The following is a 15,455-nucleotide window of genomic DNA, read 5'->3' as shown; positions in this document are numbered from 1 at the left end:
GCGACACAGCCAGTTATATTTTGTGGCAATGTTATAATAGTAAGCATATACCCTAGTCATACTGCTGCCAATATAAGGTTAATCTGTCAGCGCTAAACGATATTAATTTGATATAATACCCTGATATCTTATGGTTTGACTCTTTCCAATCCCAAGGACATTATCTTATGGCACCTCATGCACAGCATAATGCCAATCATTTTGCCACAAGCTCTGAGCATCCTGCCGATTATAGTACAGCTAACCATCATTCAACTCGTCATGTTGACTCCTCATTAGAACAGCGATGCGAGCCAGCGTCATGAACCACTGCGCGTACATGTGGAGCGTGTGGTACGACAGTACTTCGCGATGCTAGGTGATGAGATGCCGACAGACTTGTATGAGCTTATTTTAAAACAAGTTGAAGAGCCGCTATTATCGGTTGTCCTTGAAAAAACTCGAGGCAATCAAACCAAGTGTGCACAAATCTTAGGTCTGAATCGTGGCACTTTACGCAAAAAACTCAAAACTTATGACTTAATGTAGCATTTGCTATATGCATTTCTCTGTCTTTATTACCAATCATTATGTATGGCAATTTAACGTTATTGACGCTATCCACCATGATATTGTCTGCAAAAATTGTCATTGTCACCTTGCCAGACGTTTACGTCAGGCTTTTTTTATGGAAATTTTCTTATGAGTACAACCCCACTTGCTCTATTGTCAGTCTCTGATAAATCCAATATCGTTGAATTTGCGCAAGGCCTTATTAAGTCAGGCTTTGGCTTACTGTCTACTGGCGGTACTTATCGTTTACTCACAGAAAACAATGTTGCTGTGACCGAAGTATCCGATTACACAGGTTTTCCTGAAATGATGGATGGCCGTGTCAAAACGCTACATCCTAAAATTCATGGTGGCATCTTAGGACGCCGTGGTACAGACGATGCCGTAATGAGTGAGTGAGCACGCGATTGAGCGTATTGATTTGGTTGTCGTCAACCTTTATCCGTTTGCAGAAACCATTGCTCGTGCTGACGTCACCATGAACGACGCTATCGAAAACATCGACATCGGTGGTCCTACGATGGTGCGTTCTGCGGCGAAAAACCACGCTCATGTGGGTATCGTGACTGATCCAGCAGATTATGAGCGCATACTTGCCGCTTTAGATGATGGCACCGAGCTGACACCTGCTTTGCGCTATGACTTAGCGGTTAAGGCTTTTGAGCATACTGCACAGTACGACGGAATGATTGCTAATTTCTTAGGTAGCCGTGTCAATGAAAGCCAGCAGCCTGAGAATTTCTCACGTACCTTTAATGTGCAGCTCGAAAAAGCACAGGATCTACGCTACGGCGAAAACCCACATCAAAACGCCGCTTTTTATACAGAAAACCATCCGCTAAAAAGCCAACAAGCCTCTATAGCGACTGCTAAGCAACTGCAAGGCAAGGCGCTATCTTATAACAATATCGCCGATACTGATGCTGCCCTTGAGTGCGTGAAAGCCTTTAGTGCCCCTGCTTGCGTTATCGTTAAGCATGCTAATCCTTGCGGTGTCGCTGTAGATAACGATCAAGTAACCGCGTATAACACTGCCTTTAGTACTGACCCTGAGTCTTCTTTTGGCGGCATCATTGCTTTTAACCGCCCATTGACGTTGGCGGCGGCTAAAGCCATTATCGACAATCAGTTTGTAGAAGTTATTATTGCACCAAGCATCGAAGATGGTGTACTTGAAGCGACAGCTGCTAAGAAAAATGTCCGTGTATTGGTGTGCGGCGAACTGCCAGCGCCAGATCAACGCGATAGTCAGCTTGACTACAAGCGCGTCAATGGTGGCCTGCTAGTACAAGAGCAAGATCTTGGTTTGATTACAGCCAATGACTTAAAGATTGTCACTGATGTACAACCAACAGAAGCGCAAATCGCCGATCTATTATTCAGCTGGAATGTGGCAAAATACGTCAAATCCAATGCGATTGTTTATGCCAAAGGTCAGCGTACTATCGGTGTTGGTGCTGGTCAGATGAGCCGTGTCAACTCAGCGCGTATCGCTGCTATCAAAGCTGAGCACGCTGGATTGGCTACTGAAGGTGCTGTTATGGCATCAGATGCCTTCTTCCCTTTCCGTGATGGCATCGATAACGCTGCCCAAGTCGGTATTGCTGCTATTATCCAGCCAGGTGGGTCTATGCGTGATGATGAAACCATTGCTGCGGCAAATGAGCATGGCATCGCGATGGTATTCACTGGTATGCGTCATTTCCGCCATTAAATTGTTCCGTATTACTTTGAATATTAGCATTGATAGCAATATTGAATTTCGTATCGCCATTAATGCTAAATCTTTATGATAAAAGTAATACTCATTAAAAAAGCCACTGTAGACAGTGGCTTTTTTATGCTTCAAACTTGAGAAGATTATTTAGAAAGAATGACTAAGTAAGTATCTCAAGTTTGCTTTAACCGTTTTATTTCTAACGCCCTTGCGCATTTGCTATATTGGCGTCATTAATTTCAACTTTATATACCAAGCGGAGATAATCCAAGTAATCTTGTAGCTGATCTTGCCCCAAGTTATCACGAATGATGGCAGCCGTTTGTGCTCTTTGCACATCAGATAATGGCGACTGCTCCTCTGTTTTAATACGATCACCGACCAACAAAGTCGCGCCCATCTCAGTCTCACTGGCAATAGCAACGACACCATTATTAGCTGCTTGCTGACTAAAGGCCAATCCGCGCTCTTTCTCTGTCAATAGAGTGGTTTGGCGATTCACTTCACCTAATGATTGAAAACGTACTGGCTGTTTATTGATATCAGCAGGCGTTTTAATACCAGCGGCTAGTTTCTTCGCCTCTTTTAGCGCCAATGCCGTGGCCTTTTCTTGACGTAATATCTGAGTGATTTTTGGCGTAGCAGCAGCTAAGCTAAGCGTTTTCGTAGGACGATAGTTGCTTGGTTGCACCCATACCGTCCCGTTACCAACTTCGATACCTGCGGTTACTGCCTGATCTTGAATCGTAAACTCATCAAAAGCCTGCTTAATCACTGCTGGTTGTGATAACTCCGATTTGTTGTTTTCTTTACGATAATCCTTGATACGTTTTAGCGTTACGTTCTCTTGCTGAGCGATGTCTTCAATACTGAAGCCATCTGCTGCCAAGTCATTAATCGCTGTCACTTTATCTGCATAGATTTCTTGACGCTTATATTCTTTGGCTTTTGCTGTCAGCTCTGCACGCATGCTTTCTAGGCTTGGGATTTTACTACCGTTATCTTCGGTTACGGTAAATATCTGGTAGCCAAAGCTAGTCTTAATAGGTGCTGTTACATCACCCACACTTAAGCCTTCTAAAGCCTGCTCAACCGCTGCGGCATCATTACCAAACACAGAGGGATTAAAGGTACCAATATCGCCACCTGTTGCTCCCGATGGATCATCTGACTCGGTTTTAGCCAATGCGGCAAAAGACTCACCTTTATCCAAGCGGGCTTTGATTTTGGCCGCTCTGGTCTTCGCGTCTTTACCCGTTAATAGGATTTGACTGATCTTACGTTCATCGACGACCGCTAGCCCTTGCTTATAAGCTTCATATTGCTGCTGCAAATCCTCTTCCGTAACTTCATTCACTTGAATGGTTTTAGGACTTAATTGCAAATATGCCAAATCTACCATCGCCGCACTTTTTAGCGTGTCTTTATTGGCATCATAATAGGCTTGTATATCGCCTTTGCTTAACTTGACCTGATCTGCATAATCTTGCCAATTAAATCTATGCAGCCAGATATTGCGCGACTCAAGTTGTAAGTCAATCAATTGACTGACCGCTTGCATAGGATATACTGCCGTGCCAACGATACTGGCATTGAGTTGGTCGAGGCTTAACTGGTTACGAAACTCAGCAAATAGCTGATCTTTAGTCATGCCGCGCTGGCGCAAGAAGTTTGAGAATTGGTCGTTAGAAAAATTACCTTCTGCGTCCTTAAAAATTTCTTCTTCACGCAACAAACGATTAATCGTGTCATCAGAGACTGTCATACCAAGCTTGCCCGCTTGCTGCTCCAATAGCGTACGATCAATGAGACCTTTGAGCACCTGCTCGTGCAATACATCTTCATTTAATAGACTGGCATCATCAACTTGTTCTAGTATTTCAGTACGACGGTTATTTACGGCAGTCTGATACTCGGACAACCCTACGCTTGCTTCACCCACCTGAGCGACTTGGTTGGGATCGACCCCGCCTCCAAAATAGCTTTCGACACCCAATAGAGCGAGCGGCGATAGGCATAAAATCAATAAAATGCGACCTGGCCAGCTTTTTAAGAAATCGCGCAATTTATCCATAGTTATCTCTGCTTTATAAACCTATATTGATGAAAAACCATTGTAATATTACTATTAATATCAATGCTATCTAAGCAGGCAATGGTAAGAATAAGAACGTGTGAATTTGATATAGAGCAACAAGACTGAGTAAAACAGCCTTATTTAAATAACGCATCTATCGCGCGCCCTATGATACGTGATTTTTGATGCAGACTCAAAATATTCACGTGGTATGATACAAACTATAGCGATAAAAAAAGCACCTAATATCTAGGTGCTTTTTTATGATTCATATTATGACTTTTCAGCCATGCTATAAACCATATAGTGCTTTACTAAGTAAATGCTGTGTTGATTCGTATATCACGTCGTTATACAGCATCCATTTTTAATAAAACGGCTTAGTTTAAACGCTCTTTTAAGTTTTTACCCGCTTTAAAGCTTGGTACTTTACTTGCTGGAATGCTAAGCTCTTCACCCGTCTTAGGGTTACGGCCAGTACGTGCTTTACGGTCTTTTACGCTGAAAGTACCAAAACCAACCAATGAGATGCTATCGCCAGCTTCTAGCGCTTCACCAACACTTTCCATAACAGCATTCAATGCATCGCCAGCTTGGGTTTTGTTTAGGCCACTTTTGTCTGCGATGCTATCAATTAATTCTGACTTATTCATAAAATTTCCTTCAAGTTTAAGGGGGATAATAAACGCTCACGCCAAGCATTGTAACGCTCTCATAGCATTTAAGCAATAAAAACTGCCTGACTGGCGTATTAACAGGTTTCGCTTTGTTATCGTCTTTATATCAAGGCAGCATAAGGAGCGCAAGCGATTTTACATATTTTTGCCTACTGTACTACGTATTTGACACTCAATGTTACGCAAAGCCTCTGCAATGGTCATAACCGCTAGTGACCTTGGCTTTTCCTAACTTCGACTTAGCGAGTCAACCTCTATACTGCCTTATCGTTCAAAGAGATGTTATCTCGTACTGAGGCATCGCCAGTCATAAATATCTGTGTCCTTGTTGATTACCAAATTGTAAAGTAATAATTTCCCAACTGACAGAAACTAGCGTTACTTTTTATTATAAAGGCGTTACTATAAGCAAAATATCACTGCACCTTTTGGGTCAATTTTGACTCTTGTTTGTCTTTTGCCTCTAATTTGCCAAATATAAAACGGATTATTTACATGAAGCGTTCTACGTTGTCTCACTCTTTTCTTAATATCATTCTGGTGTTCATCGAGTCGGCGCTGACACTATTGTTACGTTTAGATCCCGAACTACGTAAAGCCGCTTACCCACTTGCCAAGCAAGGTACTGTCGTGGCGCTACGCTTGTATCTACCGCATGTTGAGGTTTTTGCCACTTTTAGCACCAAAGGCGTATTATTAGACGCAGAGTTACCTATTGACCGCAGCGAACCTGACGTCATTATTAATGCTTATAGCATCCAAGTGATCAATGCGATCACCACTCATGACAGCGAAACCACCGAAAAACTACAAATGCGCGGCGAGTCTGTTCAAGTACAGTTGGTCAAGCAGTTTATTATGCAGCTCGGTCTTGGCAGCTTAATTCAAGGTCTTATTAAAAAGATAAAAGGTGGCAAAGGTAAGACCAAGCCTACTGAAGCTGAAATGGCTGACAAAAAAGACAGCTATAAATTACGCATCAAAGAGCAACAAACCCAAATAAACACCTTAACTATTAAAAACCGTGAGCTTGAAATCACGGTTAAAGAGTTACAGAGCAAACAAAAAACCCTGATAATCGTCACCGTGGCTGCTCTCGTCATTATGATCGCAGCCATTATCACGCTATTGATGAATTAATGTCGCCAACAACGACTTACCAATGTCAGCTTAATAATGAAAGGCTGCTTGCTTTACCAAACGCGTTTGATGCCGATTAAGGCATATTAAGCGCTTAATATACTAAGCGCTTAGATGACTGGGGCGTATTGAACATTCAGCATGCCCTAATATAATTGATAGTCGTTAAAGAAAAAACTTAGAACTCAAACCTCAAGACTGTATTTTAGTATTTCAAAATTTTAGTATTTCAAAAATGCTAGGAATCAATGTTCTCAATCTTATAGTCCCTCCTTTTAATACCATTGTTTTTATCAATCATAGTGATAAGCTCGATTAACCATTCAACCACACTTTAATCTTGACTAAATTACTCAGGATTAAGTATAATTGGCTTAATCGTTGCACACATCGGGTCCATCATCTGCTGTTTAATAACGATAAGACACAACTTAGCGGTTATGTGATTCCATCAGTAGCTTTCATATTGCGCTACAAGCTACCACCACTATCATTTTGCTAAGGTCGTTGTTAAATAAAAATGACTTAAAAGTTTGGAGATAACACATGCGTTTGACTACTCGAGGCAGATATGCCGTTACTGCGTTACTGGATTTGGCATTACAGACCAGCCAACAAGACACTGCAGTCTCCTTATCTGATATCGCCAAGCGGCAATCGATTTCTATCTCTTACCTTGAACAACTGTTTTCCAAACTTCGTAAGCGTGGTCTGGTCACTAGCATCCGAGGTGCGGCCGGTGGCTATCATCTAGCCAAACCATTGCATGAAATAGACGTCATGAGCATCATATCTGCCGTCGATGAGTCGGTTAATGCGATGCAGTGCGAAGGACGCGGCGACTGTCAAGGTGGTACAATGTGCTTAACCCATGATTTATGGTGTGCACTGTCCAATCATATCGAACAGTACTTGAAAAATATAACATTAGCGCAATTATTAGACATGGAAAATGTGCAATCAGTGTCAGAGCGTCAGCACAGCTCTACCAAAGAGATTTCCATAAAAGATATCAACACTATTACCCTATCGAACAGCGAGGCAAACCCAGCATGAGCCAACATAACAACCTTATATACTTAGATTATGCCGCCACCACACCAGTTGCAAAATCAGTAGCTGCTAAGATGAGCGAGTATCTGACAGTAGATGGCATCTTTGGTAATCCAGCCTCGCGCTCGCATGGCTATGGCTGGCAAGCAGAAGAAGCGGTAGAAACAGCGCGTCAACAAGTGGCTGAAGTCATTAACGCTGATCCACGCGAGATTGTCTTTACCTCTGGTGCAACAGAATCAGATAACTTAGCCATTAAAGGTGCCGCCCACTTTTATCAATCTCGTGGTAAGCACATCATTACCAGTAAGATCGAACATAAAGCCGTATTAGATACGTGCCGTGAGCTTGAGCAAGAAGGTTTTGAGATTACTTATCTTGAGCCACAGCCAAGCACTGGGCTAATCTTACCAGAGCAAGTGAAAGAAGCATTACGTGACGATACTATCTTAGTATCACTCATGATGGTAAATAATGAGCTTGGTACGATTACTGATGTCGCTGCCATTGGTGAAATCACTCGTGAAGCAGGTGTGGTCTTCCACGTCGATGGCGCACAATCTGTTGGTAAAGTATTGATTGACCTTGAAACCACGAAGATCGATTTGATGAGCTTCTCAGGTCACAAAGCCTACGGTCCTAAAGGTATTGGTGCATTATTTGTTCGCCGTAAGCCACGTATCCGCTTGAAAGCAGAGCAGCATGGCGGTGGTCATGAGCGCGGTATGCGTTCAGGTACATTACCGACGCATCAAATCGTTGGTCTTGGGGCAGCATTTGCTTTAGCCAATGAGCGTTATGAAGAAGACCATGCACATGCAGCCAAGCTACGCCAAAAACTGTGGAACGGTCTACAAGATATCGAAGAGATTTACCTAAATGGTGATCTTGAGCACAGCGTACCTAACATTGTAAACATCAGCTTCAACTTCGTTGAGGGCGAATCTCTCATGATGTCGCTCAAAGATTTAGCTGTATCATCAGGTTCAGCCTGTACATCAGCGACGCTTGAGCCATCATATGTATTACGCGCTATTGGTCGCCCAGATGAATTAGCACACAGCTCCATTCGTTTCAGCTTCGGTCGTTATACCACTGAAGCAGACATCGATACTGTCATCAAACAAATGCATGAAGCGGTCGATAAATTACGTGCCTTATCACCACTTTGGGATATGTACCAAGAAGGTGTTGATTTAGATTCAGTCGAATGGGCTGAGCACTAAAATTACCGAAAGCAACGATATAGTTATCAAACAGAACCATTAAACGATTGATCAGACACTTATAAATCCAGTTTTTATAAATACCGTTTTTATAAATACCGTTTCTATTAACTAAATGTTTGACCCCAATTATCGATGAGTAGTTAGACATTTAAAGTCAGTAATTAACTACTCATCATCTAACTAGGAGAAAACCCCATGGCCTATAGTGACCAAGTTATTGATCATTACGAAAATCCACGCAACGTCGGCAATCTTGATAAAAATGCCAAAAACGTTGGTACTGGTATGGTTGGTGCCCCAGCTTGTGGCGATGTAATGCGCCTACAGATTCAAGTTGATGATAACGGCATCATTGAAGATGCACGCTTTAAAACTTACGGCTGTGGTTCGGCAATCGCTTCAAGCTCGCTCGTTACTGAGTGGCTAAAAGGCAAAAGCTTGGATCAAGCGGGCGAAATCAAAAACAACGATATCGCGAAAGAGTTGGCCTTACCACCAGTAAAAGTGCATTGCTCTGTACTTGCTGAAGACGCCATTAAAGCCGCTATTAGCGACTATAAAGGTAAGCATAGCGCAGCAGTAGAAACAGAAGAAGCGGCTAGCTAAACCTATTAGCGTAAGTATTGTACTTCTAAGTACACGGTCTTAATGACCGTACTTTAGTAGTCGATGTATTGAACAGCTACTAACGCTAAAAAGGTGACAATAACGCTAATGTAATTGTCACCTTTTATTTTCTAGTGATTCTTAACTGGTCGTTATTAAGATTTTTTTGGCAAGTGCACTATTTTCATTGCCAGTTTATACAGATTTTTTTGATTGATATTTATCATTGATAGTCAATGGGAGTTGGCATGATTGAAATGACAGAACGCGCCGCTCAGCATGTTCGAGACTTTTTGGACAATCGCGGCAAAGGCGAAGGTATTCGAGTGGGTATCCGTACTGCGGGCTGCTCAGGCTTAGCTTACGTTTTAGAGTTTGTAGATACCCCTGATGAAAATGACACGCGTTACGAAAGCCGCGGCGTTAACATCTTTATTGATCCTAAAAGCTTGGTCTATTTAGATGGTTTGTTGATGGACTACGAAAAAGAAGGTCTTAACGAAGGCTTTAAGTTCACGAATCCCAATCAAAAAGGCGAATGTGGTTGCGGCGAGTCTTTTACCGTTTAATGGTTCAAAGGTTAAAAACCCTTGAGCTTAGAGTTTCCTGACTCTATATTTAAGCCATAGTAGATATGTTCTCAGCTAAAGAAAACTTTCAAAATAAATAACAAGCAAGGCGTATGATATGACAGACATTACTGCAGAAGCCCAGTTTGATAACTTCTTTGCCCTATTTGAGCAGCCTGTACAGTTTGAAGTCAATCAAGAGAGTCTCGATCAGCATCTACGTCTGCTACAAAAACGTTATCATCCTGATAATGTCACCAAGAATCTAGCCAATACTACGCAAGCGCAACAGCAGTCTGAGCAGGCCTCAGCGTTAATCAATCAAGCCTACCAAGCGCTAAGTGTGCCTGATAGTCGTGCTAGCTATCTACTAGACATGGCAGATCAAGCACAGAATCTAGAGCATTCAATTGCAGACTTGGACTTTTTAGAAGATGCGATGCAGATGCGTATGGATTTAGATGACGCTATCGAGGGTAAAGATCGTGTGACATTGCAACAATTACACCCTCAAATCACCGAGCGACTGGCAAAACAGTCTAAGCGTTTTAACGATGCTTACCAAAGCCAAGATTGGCAAACGGCGATTGATGCGACACAAAAACTAAAGTTCTTAGTCAAATTAAATGCTGACGTGACTACTGGTATCGATGAGTTAGCAACTGCTGAGCATTCAGATGATGATGATTTATACGTCTAACTAACTGACGTATAAGCTTGTTAATTTATTTTATATGCTAAATTTATTTATAAATGCTATTAGCTTATGACGCTTATTTGAAAACTATATTATAAGCGATGGTTAAAATAGTCACAGCGATGCCGTATAATCCCTTATTTTAAGCACTTTTAATTGCTAAGTATCTTCGTTTTCACGTGTATACAACGCAGTTAAACTACAATAGTGCGCTTATCATATTTGTTTCATTTCACTTATTAATTTTATCTCTTTCATTTTATCTTTGAGTTATCTTATGTCTTTATTGCAAATTGCCGAACCCAATCAAAGCGCCCAACCCCATCAGCATCGTTTTGGCCTAGGAATTGATCTTGGTACTACGCGCTCATTGGTCGCGGTAGTACGCTCAGGCAAGGCGCAAGTCTTAGAGGCAAGCGCAGCTACCGATACCTTATTACCTTCTGTGGTCTATTATCCAAGTGTAGGTAAGCCCTTGGTTGGCTCTGATGCATTAGCTCACTTAGCGGATGACCCAAAAAATACGATCGTCTCGGCTAAGCGTTTTATGGGTCGTAGTCAAGCTGATATCAAATTCTCTCATCCTTATGAGTTAAGCGGCAGCAAAGATGACATGCCAGCATTTGTGACGGCTCAAGGTGACGTATCGCCTGTTGAAGTATCAGCACGTATTTTAGCAGCGCTTGAGCAACGGGCAGCGAGCGCATTGCCTGCAGACAGTATTGAGGGTGCGGTCATTACTGTCCCTGCTTATTTTGATGAAGCACAGCGGCAAGCGACCAAAGATGCAGCCCAAGCGGCTGGTATCAATGTGTTACGCCTGCTAAATGAGCCTACTGCTGCTGCCGTCGCCTATGGTCTCGACCAGTCAACGCAAAACGGCGATAAAGAAAGTTATTATTTAATTTACGATCTGGGTGGCGGTACTTTTGACGTTTCTATCTTAAAGCTGACTGATGGTGTCTTTGAAGTACTGGCAACTGGCGGTAATAGTGCATTAGGTGGTGACGACATCGATCGTCTAATGACCAATTGGCTTATCAAGCAATTAAATATAGATCCAAAAGATGTTAGTCGTCATGATAAGTCGATACTTGCACAGCAAGCCAAAGCTTATAAGCAAGCATTGACTGACGATGAACAAGTTGATATCGATATCACTGTGAATGAGCAATCTTACCAAGGTGTGCTTCGCCGTACAGATTTGCTGGCTATTGCAGAGCCAGTTAGCCGCCGTACATTGAGCGTATGCGAACAAGTCCTGCGTGATGCCAAGCTTTCGAGTGCTGATCTAGACGAAGTGATTTTGGTCGGTGGCTCTACTCGTATGCCTGCTATACAACAAGTCGTGACAGAGTTTTTTGCCAAGCAACCACTTTGTCGTCTAAATCCCGATGAAGTCGTGGCTTTGGGTGCTGCCCAAACGGCGCATCAATTGGTCAATGGCGATAGTAATAACAACCTATTATTGTTAGACGTAACGCCGCTATCGCTTGGTCTTGAGACCATGGGCGGCTTAGTTGAAGTACTGATTCCACGTAATACGCCTATTCCTGTCAAAAAACGCCAAGTGTTTACCACCTATCAAGATGGTCAAACAGGCATGGTGATTCATGTGGTACAGGGCGAGCGTGAGACGGTCGATAACTGCCGTTCATTGGGTCGTTTTGAGCTATATGGTATCCCGCCGATGAAAGCTGGATTTGCTCGTATTGAAGTCACCTTTAGTATCGATGCGAATGGACAGCTAACCGTCAGCGCCCAAGAAACCACAACCAAGACAGAAAGTAAGATTGAGATTGTGCCTTCTTATGGGTTATCAGATGAGCAAAAAGAGCAGTTGCTCGTCGCAGGATTCAAGCATGCAGAAGAAGATAAAAATACACGTTCTTTAATCGAGACCAAAGTAGAAGCGGAGCGTGAAGTATTAGCGCTACAATCTGCCCTTAAAGAATTTGCAGCTTTATTGTCTTCTGAGGAGCAGCATTCATTGGCTGAGCAAATACAAGTGTTGCAGACAACGCTCAGTACTGATGATTTGGCACTTATCGAGGCACAGCAAGCAAAGCTCAAGCCTCACAGTGATGCCTTTGCTGCCCGTATTATGAATCAAAGCGTTAAAGCCAGCATGGCAGGCACGAATGCCCAAGATTGGTAGCAGATACATTTAAAATGTGGCTTAGTCACCATACTAAGCTCATTTCTTATATTTTTATTCTTTTAATTGATTAGCACTGGAAAGACGATTTATGCCAAAAATTACCGTACTACCGCATCATGAAATTTGCCCTGAAGGCGCCGAAGTCGAGCTAGAAGCTGGCAGCAACTTATGTAAAGCGCTATTGGAAAAAGGCATTAAAATTGAACATGCATGTGAGATGTCAAAAGCCTGTACCACATGCCATGTGGTCGTCCGTAAAGGTTTTAATAGTTTAGATGAAATGGATGATATTGAAGCCGATTTATTAGATCGTGCTTGGGGGTTAGAGCCTGACTCACGCCTATCTTGTCAGGTCATGCTCGATGATGAAGACTTAACCATTGAGATTCCTAAATATACGCTCAACCATGCAAAAGAAAACCACTAAACGCTAGAACACGTCCTAATATTACAGTTTACTTCATTAGATAAAAAAGCCAGCTATCATAATAGTAGCTGGCTTTTTTGCGCTTGATTTTATAAACATTATTTTTGGACGATTGTCATTGATTGTCATTACGTTTGCTTGCTGCCGCTATGTCAGTTGCCACTTTTTCTTGCTCCTGCTCGACACGTTCAAGCGCAAAATTTAAGCGTGCTCTGATATCTTGATAATCATTATCCTTCATATCTTTAAAATTTAGATGCAAATTGAAACCTGGTAGTGTGTGATCAACCCACTTTGATAAATGACCTTTATACGTATCTGGATCCAGCACTTGCCATGCATTTACCTTGCTATCAAAACCCTTTAACTTGAACGCACCCGCATGCTGACAGTCATAATTATGACAGATATAATCGTAGGTACTCTCACTGACCAGTATCTCATCTTTACCAGCGCTCGACTCAAGTCTTGCCGCTAGATTGGCCTCTTTACCAATAAGAGTATAGCTTAGGCGATTATTACTACCAAAATTACCAACATGGCAATAACCTGTGCTGATGCCGATACGGATGTATAACCCCTCAAAGCCCATCAAGCGCCATTTCTGCCTCAAAGTTCGCATCTCGCGACGCATGTCTATTGCCATTGCAATACAGTCTAAAGCATCTTGGCGCGCACCGCGACTATTTGGCTCACCAAAAAAACATACCATGCCATCACCAATAAATTTATCAAGTACGGCGCCATGCTTGTTTGCTATCAATGTCATACAATGCATATAAGTATTTAAGATATCAGCCAAATTGTCAGCGCTCAAACTATCTGACAATTCCGTAAAACCAACAATATCTGAGAACATAATCGTCAGCTTAGCACGCTTATTAGCAACGGTAACTGGGCTATCAGATTTTACGATAGGCTCCCAGACTTGTGGAGGTATGAAGCGCGTCAACTTATTAATGACGGAGACCATAGTGCTTAATCGCCCAACGGCCTGATGAGCACGAGTTTCATAACCAATATACTCTTGGTACACATGCCAAAACTGATACAGTATGACGATCATACTGGCTAATAATATTATTGGTGTGGTCCAGCCTTCATGGCAATCTATATCAGCACTGCTTAGAGTAACGCTAACATAATAGAAAACAATGACGGTGATTATAGAGACGGCAATCAGTTTTAAATGATTTTCAGGGCTACTGATAATAATTCTGAGTGCTATGAGCGCGGCTAAGCTAAGCGAAATAACCGTACAAAACTGTATCGACCCAATAACTACCGATAGTAAAATGATAACAATGTTAGACGTCCAAAAGCTTTTTTGGCGGCGATAGTTATAAATCAAAATCATTAAACTTGGCAGACAAACAATAACGAGCAGTGCCATTGAAGTAGGTCTAAAATTAAAATGTACAGCGAGGAGTATGACCGTAAGTATTAAAACGAAGACTTCTGGATAGTCAAATCGATAAATCCCTTCATTTTTTGAAGAGTGATTTGGTCTCAGCGTGTCTAAAAAAGGCATATGAAGTATTCGCTCACGTAAAACAGGCTATGTAAAAAATTAAAAGGCTTGAGGATAGCACACGCGTACTACCTGCCTCTATGCCAAGTTGTGTATAAAATTAATCAATGATTACATTATACTTTTTAAATGCAATAAAACCCATGTCACTGATAGCCAAAAGCCTACCACTCATCACTCATCTTGTCTTAATATGCTACCAAATCGGGATTATAAGACATATCGTTTGAGCAAAACACAAAAAATCCAGATAATATTTATCTGGATTTCAAATACTTAAAACCTATTAATATATAAAAATTAGGGGCTGTAATAACTGAGCATAACGTTGGCACATAACCGTAAAACGACTAAGACACCAAAATAAGGCTTAACTTTAAACGTTTGGCCATTTTTCCAGTTATTTTGATGGGTCAATCGATGCCCAGTTAATCGATACCCAGTTAATCAATACCTCGCCAATAGAGTATCATTATCGATTTGCCAATCAACTTACCGACCTGTTACTACTCAGGTATTTATTACATTTGCCAGTCAAACGGCATCTGATGATGGCCACGTAGCGCCATCATTAACGTTTGCTGCATCTGCGCCAACACCTCTTTAGTATAAGGAATAGCAGGGACGCCCCATACTGGATTTGGCCATTGCATGTCATTTTGATAGCGAACGATGTGATGAAAATGAAGTTGGGGCACTTGATTACCGAGTGCAGCTACATTCATTTTATCAGCTTGAAAGGTCTTGGCTAGCTGACTCGACAACCAGCTCGATTCACGTAAAAACTGTGTTTGATCGGCTTCAGATAACTCATATAACTCTTTGATACCTGATACGCGCGGCACTAATATTAACCAAGGAAACTGGCAATCATTGATTAAACGACAAGTCGATAATGGGAAGTCACCCACTAAAAAGCTATCGGCAGCAAGTTTATGATGAAGTTGGAACATAATGACGGTTCTCTTGTTATGACACTCAGATAAAAGGAATATGAATCTAGAAAAGCAAAATTTAAT

Annotated in this window: 14 protein-coding genes and 1 pseudogene; 11 read left to right on the top strand and 4 right to left on the bottom strand. The window is 41.9% G+C overall.

Features of this window, described 5'->3' with window-relative positions:
- Positions 1-167: 167 nt before the first annotated feature.
- From JMW85_RS04975 to purH, 3 genes and pseudogenes are all read left to right on the top strand, one after another.
- The gene (locus JMW85_RS04975; protein ID WP_201581103.1) at positions 168-305 is read left to right on the top strand and encodes a hypothetical protein; all 138 of its coding nucleotides are present in this window, start codon (positions 168-170) and stop codon (positions 303-305) included.
- A gap of 4 nt (positions 306-309) precedes the next feature.
- A complete protein-coding gene (locus JMW85_RS04970; RefSeq protein ID WP_045452018.1) occupies positions 310-528 on the top strand; it encodes a helix-turn-helix domain-containing protein in 219 nt (72 codons plus the stop codon).
- A gap of 153 nt (positions 529-681) precedes the next feature.
- Positions 682-2,266, top strand: a pseudogene (gene purH / locus JMW85_RS04965) (bifunctional phosphoribosylaminoimidazolecarboxamide formyltransferase/IMP cyclohydrolase).
- A gap of 202 nt (positions 2,267-2,468) precedes the next feature.
- Here purH and JMW85_RS04960 read toward each other — a convergent pair.
- Together JMW85_RS04960 and JMW85_RS04955 are read right to left on the bottom strand one after the other, a co-directional pair.
- On the bottom strand, positions 2,469-4,343 hold the full coding sequence (locus JMW85_RS04960; RefSeq protein ID WP_087816161.1) for a SurA N-terminal domain-containing protein: 1,875 nt from the start codon (positions 4,341-4,343) through the stop codon (positions 2,469-2,471).
- A gap of 383 nt (positions 4,344-4,726) precedes the next feature.
- Positions 4,727-4,999, bottom strand: coding sequence for an HU family DNA-binding protein (locus JMW85_RS04955; protein ID WP_045445077.1), 273 nt, complete (start codon positions 4,997-4,999; stop codon positions 4,727-4,729).
- Positions 5,000-5,518: 519 nt separating this feature from the next.
- On the opposite strand from JMW85_RS04955, the gene JMW85_RS04950 reads away from it, so the two are divergent.
- The 8 genes from JMW85_RS04950 (at position 5,519) to fdx (ending at position 12,905) form a co-directional block, all read left to right on the top strand.
- Complete coding sequence (locus JMW85_RS04950) at positions 5,519-6,163, top strand: hypothetical protein (protein ID WP_087816159.1); 645 nt, start codon at positions 5,519-5,521, stop codon at positions 6,161-6,163.
- Between the two features lie 546 nt (positions 6,164-6,709).
- Positions 6,710-7,219: an Rrf2 family transcriptional regulator gene (locus tag JMW85_RS04945; protein ID WP_045451863.1), complete on the top strand. Its 510-nt coding sequence runs from the start codon at positions 6,710-6,712 to the stop codon at positions 7,217-7,219.
- A complete protein-coding gene (locus JMW85_RS04940; protein ID WP_087816157.1) occupies positions 7,216-8,442 on the top strand; it encodes an IscS subfamily cysteine desulfurase in 1,227 nt (408 codons plus the stop codon). The genes JMW85_RS04945 and JMW85_RS04940 overlap by 4 nt, the downstream gene beginning before the upstream one ends.
- 198 nt (positions 8,443-8,640) lie before the next feature.
- A complete protein-coding gene (gene iscU, locus JMW85_RS04935; protein WP_055124404.1) occupies positions 8,641-9,051 on the top strand; it encodes a Fe-S cluster assembly scaffold IscU in 411 nt (136 codons plus the stop codon).
- A gap of 248 nt (positions 9,052-9,299) precedes the next feature.
- Positions 9,300-9,620, top strand: a complete 321-nt coding sequence (gene iscA, locus JMW85_RS04930) for an iron-sulfur cluster assembly protein IscA (RefSeq protein ID WP_045445072.1) — start codon at positions 9,300-9,302, stop codon at positions 9,618-9,620.
- A 118-nt stretch (positions 9,621-9,738) separates the two neighbouring features.
- Complete coding sequence (gene hscB / locus JMW85_RS04925; protein ID WP_087816155.1) at positions 9,739-10,320, top strand: Fe-S protein assembly co-chaperone HscB; 582 nt, start codon at positions 9,739-9,741, stop codon at positions 10,318-10,320.
- A gap of 274 nt (positions 10,321-10,594) precedes the next feature.
- Complete coding sequence (gene hscA, locus JMW85_RS04920; protein ID WP_087816153.1) at positions 10,595-12,475, top strand: Fe-S protein assembly chaperone HscA; 1,881 nt, start codon at positions 10,595-10,597, stop codon at positions 12,473-12,475.
- A 91-nt stretch (positions 12,476-12,566) separates the two neighbouring features.
- A complete protein-coding gene (fdx, locus tag JMW85_RS04915) occupies positions 12,567-12,905 on the top strand; it encodes an ISC system 2Fe-2S type ferredoxin (RefSeq protein WP_045445066.1) in 339 nt (112 codons plus the stop codon).
- A 115-nt stretch (positions 12,906-13,020) separates the two neighbouring features.
- Here the strand turns inward: fdx and JMW85_RS04910 are convergent, their stop codons facing one another.
- Both JMW85_RS04910 and JMW85_RS04905 read right to left on the bottom strand, forming a co-directional pair.
- Complete coding sequence (locus JMW85_RS04910) at positions 13,021-14,298, bottom strand: adenylate/guanylate cyclase domain-containing protein (RefSeq protein WP_227681671.1); 1,278 nt, start codon at positions 14,296-14,298, stop codon at positions 13,021-13,023.
- Between the two features lie 659 nt (positions 14,299-14,957).
- Positions 14,958-15,389: an HIT domain-containing protein gene (locus JMW85_RS04905; RefSeq protein WP_045445060.1), complete on the bottom strand. Its 432-nt coding sequence runs from the start codon at positions 15,387-15,389 to the stop codon at positions 14,958-14,960.
- Positions 15,390-15,455: the final 66 nt, after the last annotated feature.

Origin of the sequence: Psychrobacter glacincola (assembly GCF_904846075.1) — a bacterium.
Classification (GTDB): Bacteria; Pseudomonadota; Gammaproteobacteria; order Pseudomonadales; family Moraxellaceae; genus Psychrobacter; species Psychrobacter glacincola_C.
This window is presented reverse-complemented; position numbering and strand designations above follow the sequence as displayed.

Bases quoted from the DNA above. Each gene is read 5' to 3' on its own strand.
- JMW85_RS04975 (WP_201581103.1), top strand. From the start codon at position 168: ATGGCACCTCATGCACAGCATAATGCCAATCATTTTGCCACAAGCTCT.
- fdx (WP_045445066.1), top strand. From the start codon at position 12,567: ATGCCAAAAATTACCGTACTACCGCATCATGAAATTTGCCCTGAAGGC.
- JMW85_RS04955 (WP_045445077.1), bottom strand. From the start codon at position 4,999: ATGAATAAGTCAGAATTAATTGATAGCATCGCAGACAAAAGTGGCCTA.
- JMW85_RS04960 (WP_087816161.1), bottom strand. From the start codon at position 4,343: ATGGATAAATTGCGCGATTTCTTAAAAAGCTGGCCAGGTCGCATTTTA.
- JMW85_RS04945 (WP_045451863.1), top strand. From the start codon at position 6,710: ATGCGTTTGACTACTCGAGGCAGATATGCCGTTACTGCGTTACTGGAT.
- iscA (WP_045445072.1), top strand. From the start codon at position 9,300: ATGATTGAAATGACAGAACGCGCCGCTCAGCATGTTCGAGACTTTTTG.
- hscB (WP_087816155.1), top strand. From the start codon at position 9,739: ATGACAGACATTACTGCAGAAGCCCAGTTTGATAACTTCTTTGCCCTA.
- JMW85_RS04905 (WP_045445060.1), bottom strand. From the start codon at position 15,389: ATGTTCCAACTTCATCATAAACTTGCTGCCGATAGCTTTTTAGTGGGT.
- JMW85_RS04940 (WP_087816157.1), top strand. From the start codon at position 7,216: ATGAGCCAACATAACAACCTTATATACTTAGATTATGCCGCCACCACA.
- iscU (WP_055124404.1), top strand. From the start codon at position 8,641: ATGGCCTATAGTGACCAAGTTATTGATCATTACGAAAATCCACGCAAC.
- hscA (WP_087816153.1), top strand. From the start codon at position 10,595: ATGTCTTTATTGCAAATTGCCGAACCCAATCAAAGCGCCCAACCCCAT.
- JMW85_RS04950 (WP_087816159.1), top strand. From the start codon at position 5,519: ATGAAGCGTTCTACGTTGTCTCACTCTTTTCTTAATATCATTCTGGTG.
- JMW85_RS04910 (WP_227681671.1), bottom strand. From the start codon at position 14,298: ATGGCACTGCTCGTTATTGTTTGTCTGCCAAGTTTAATGATTTTGATT.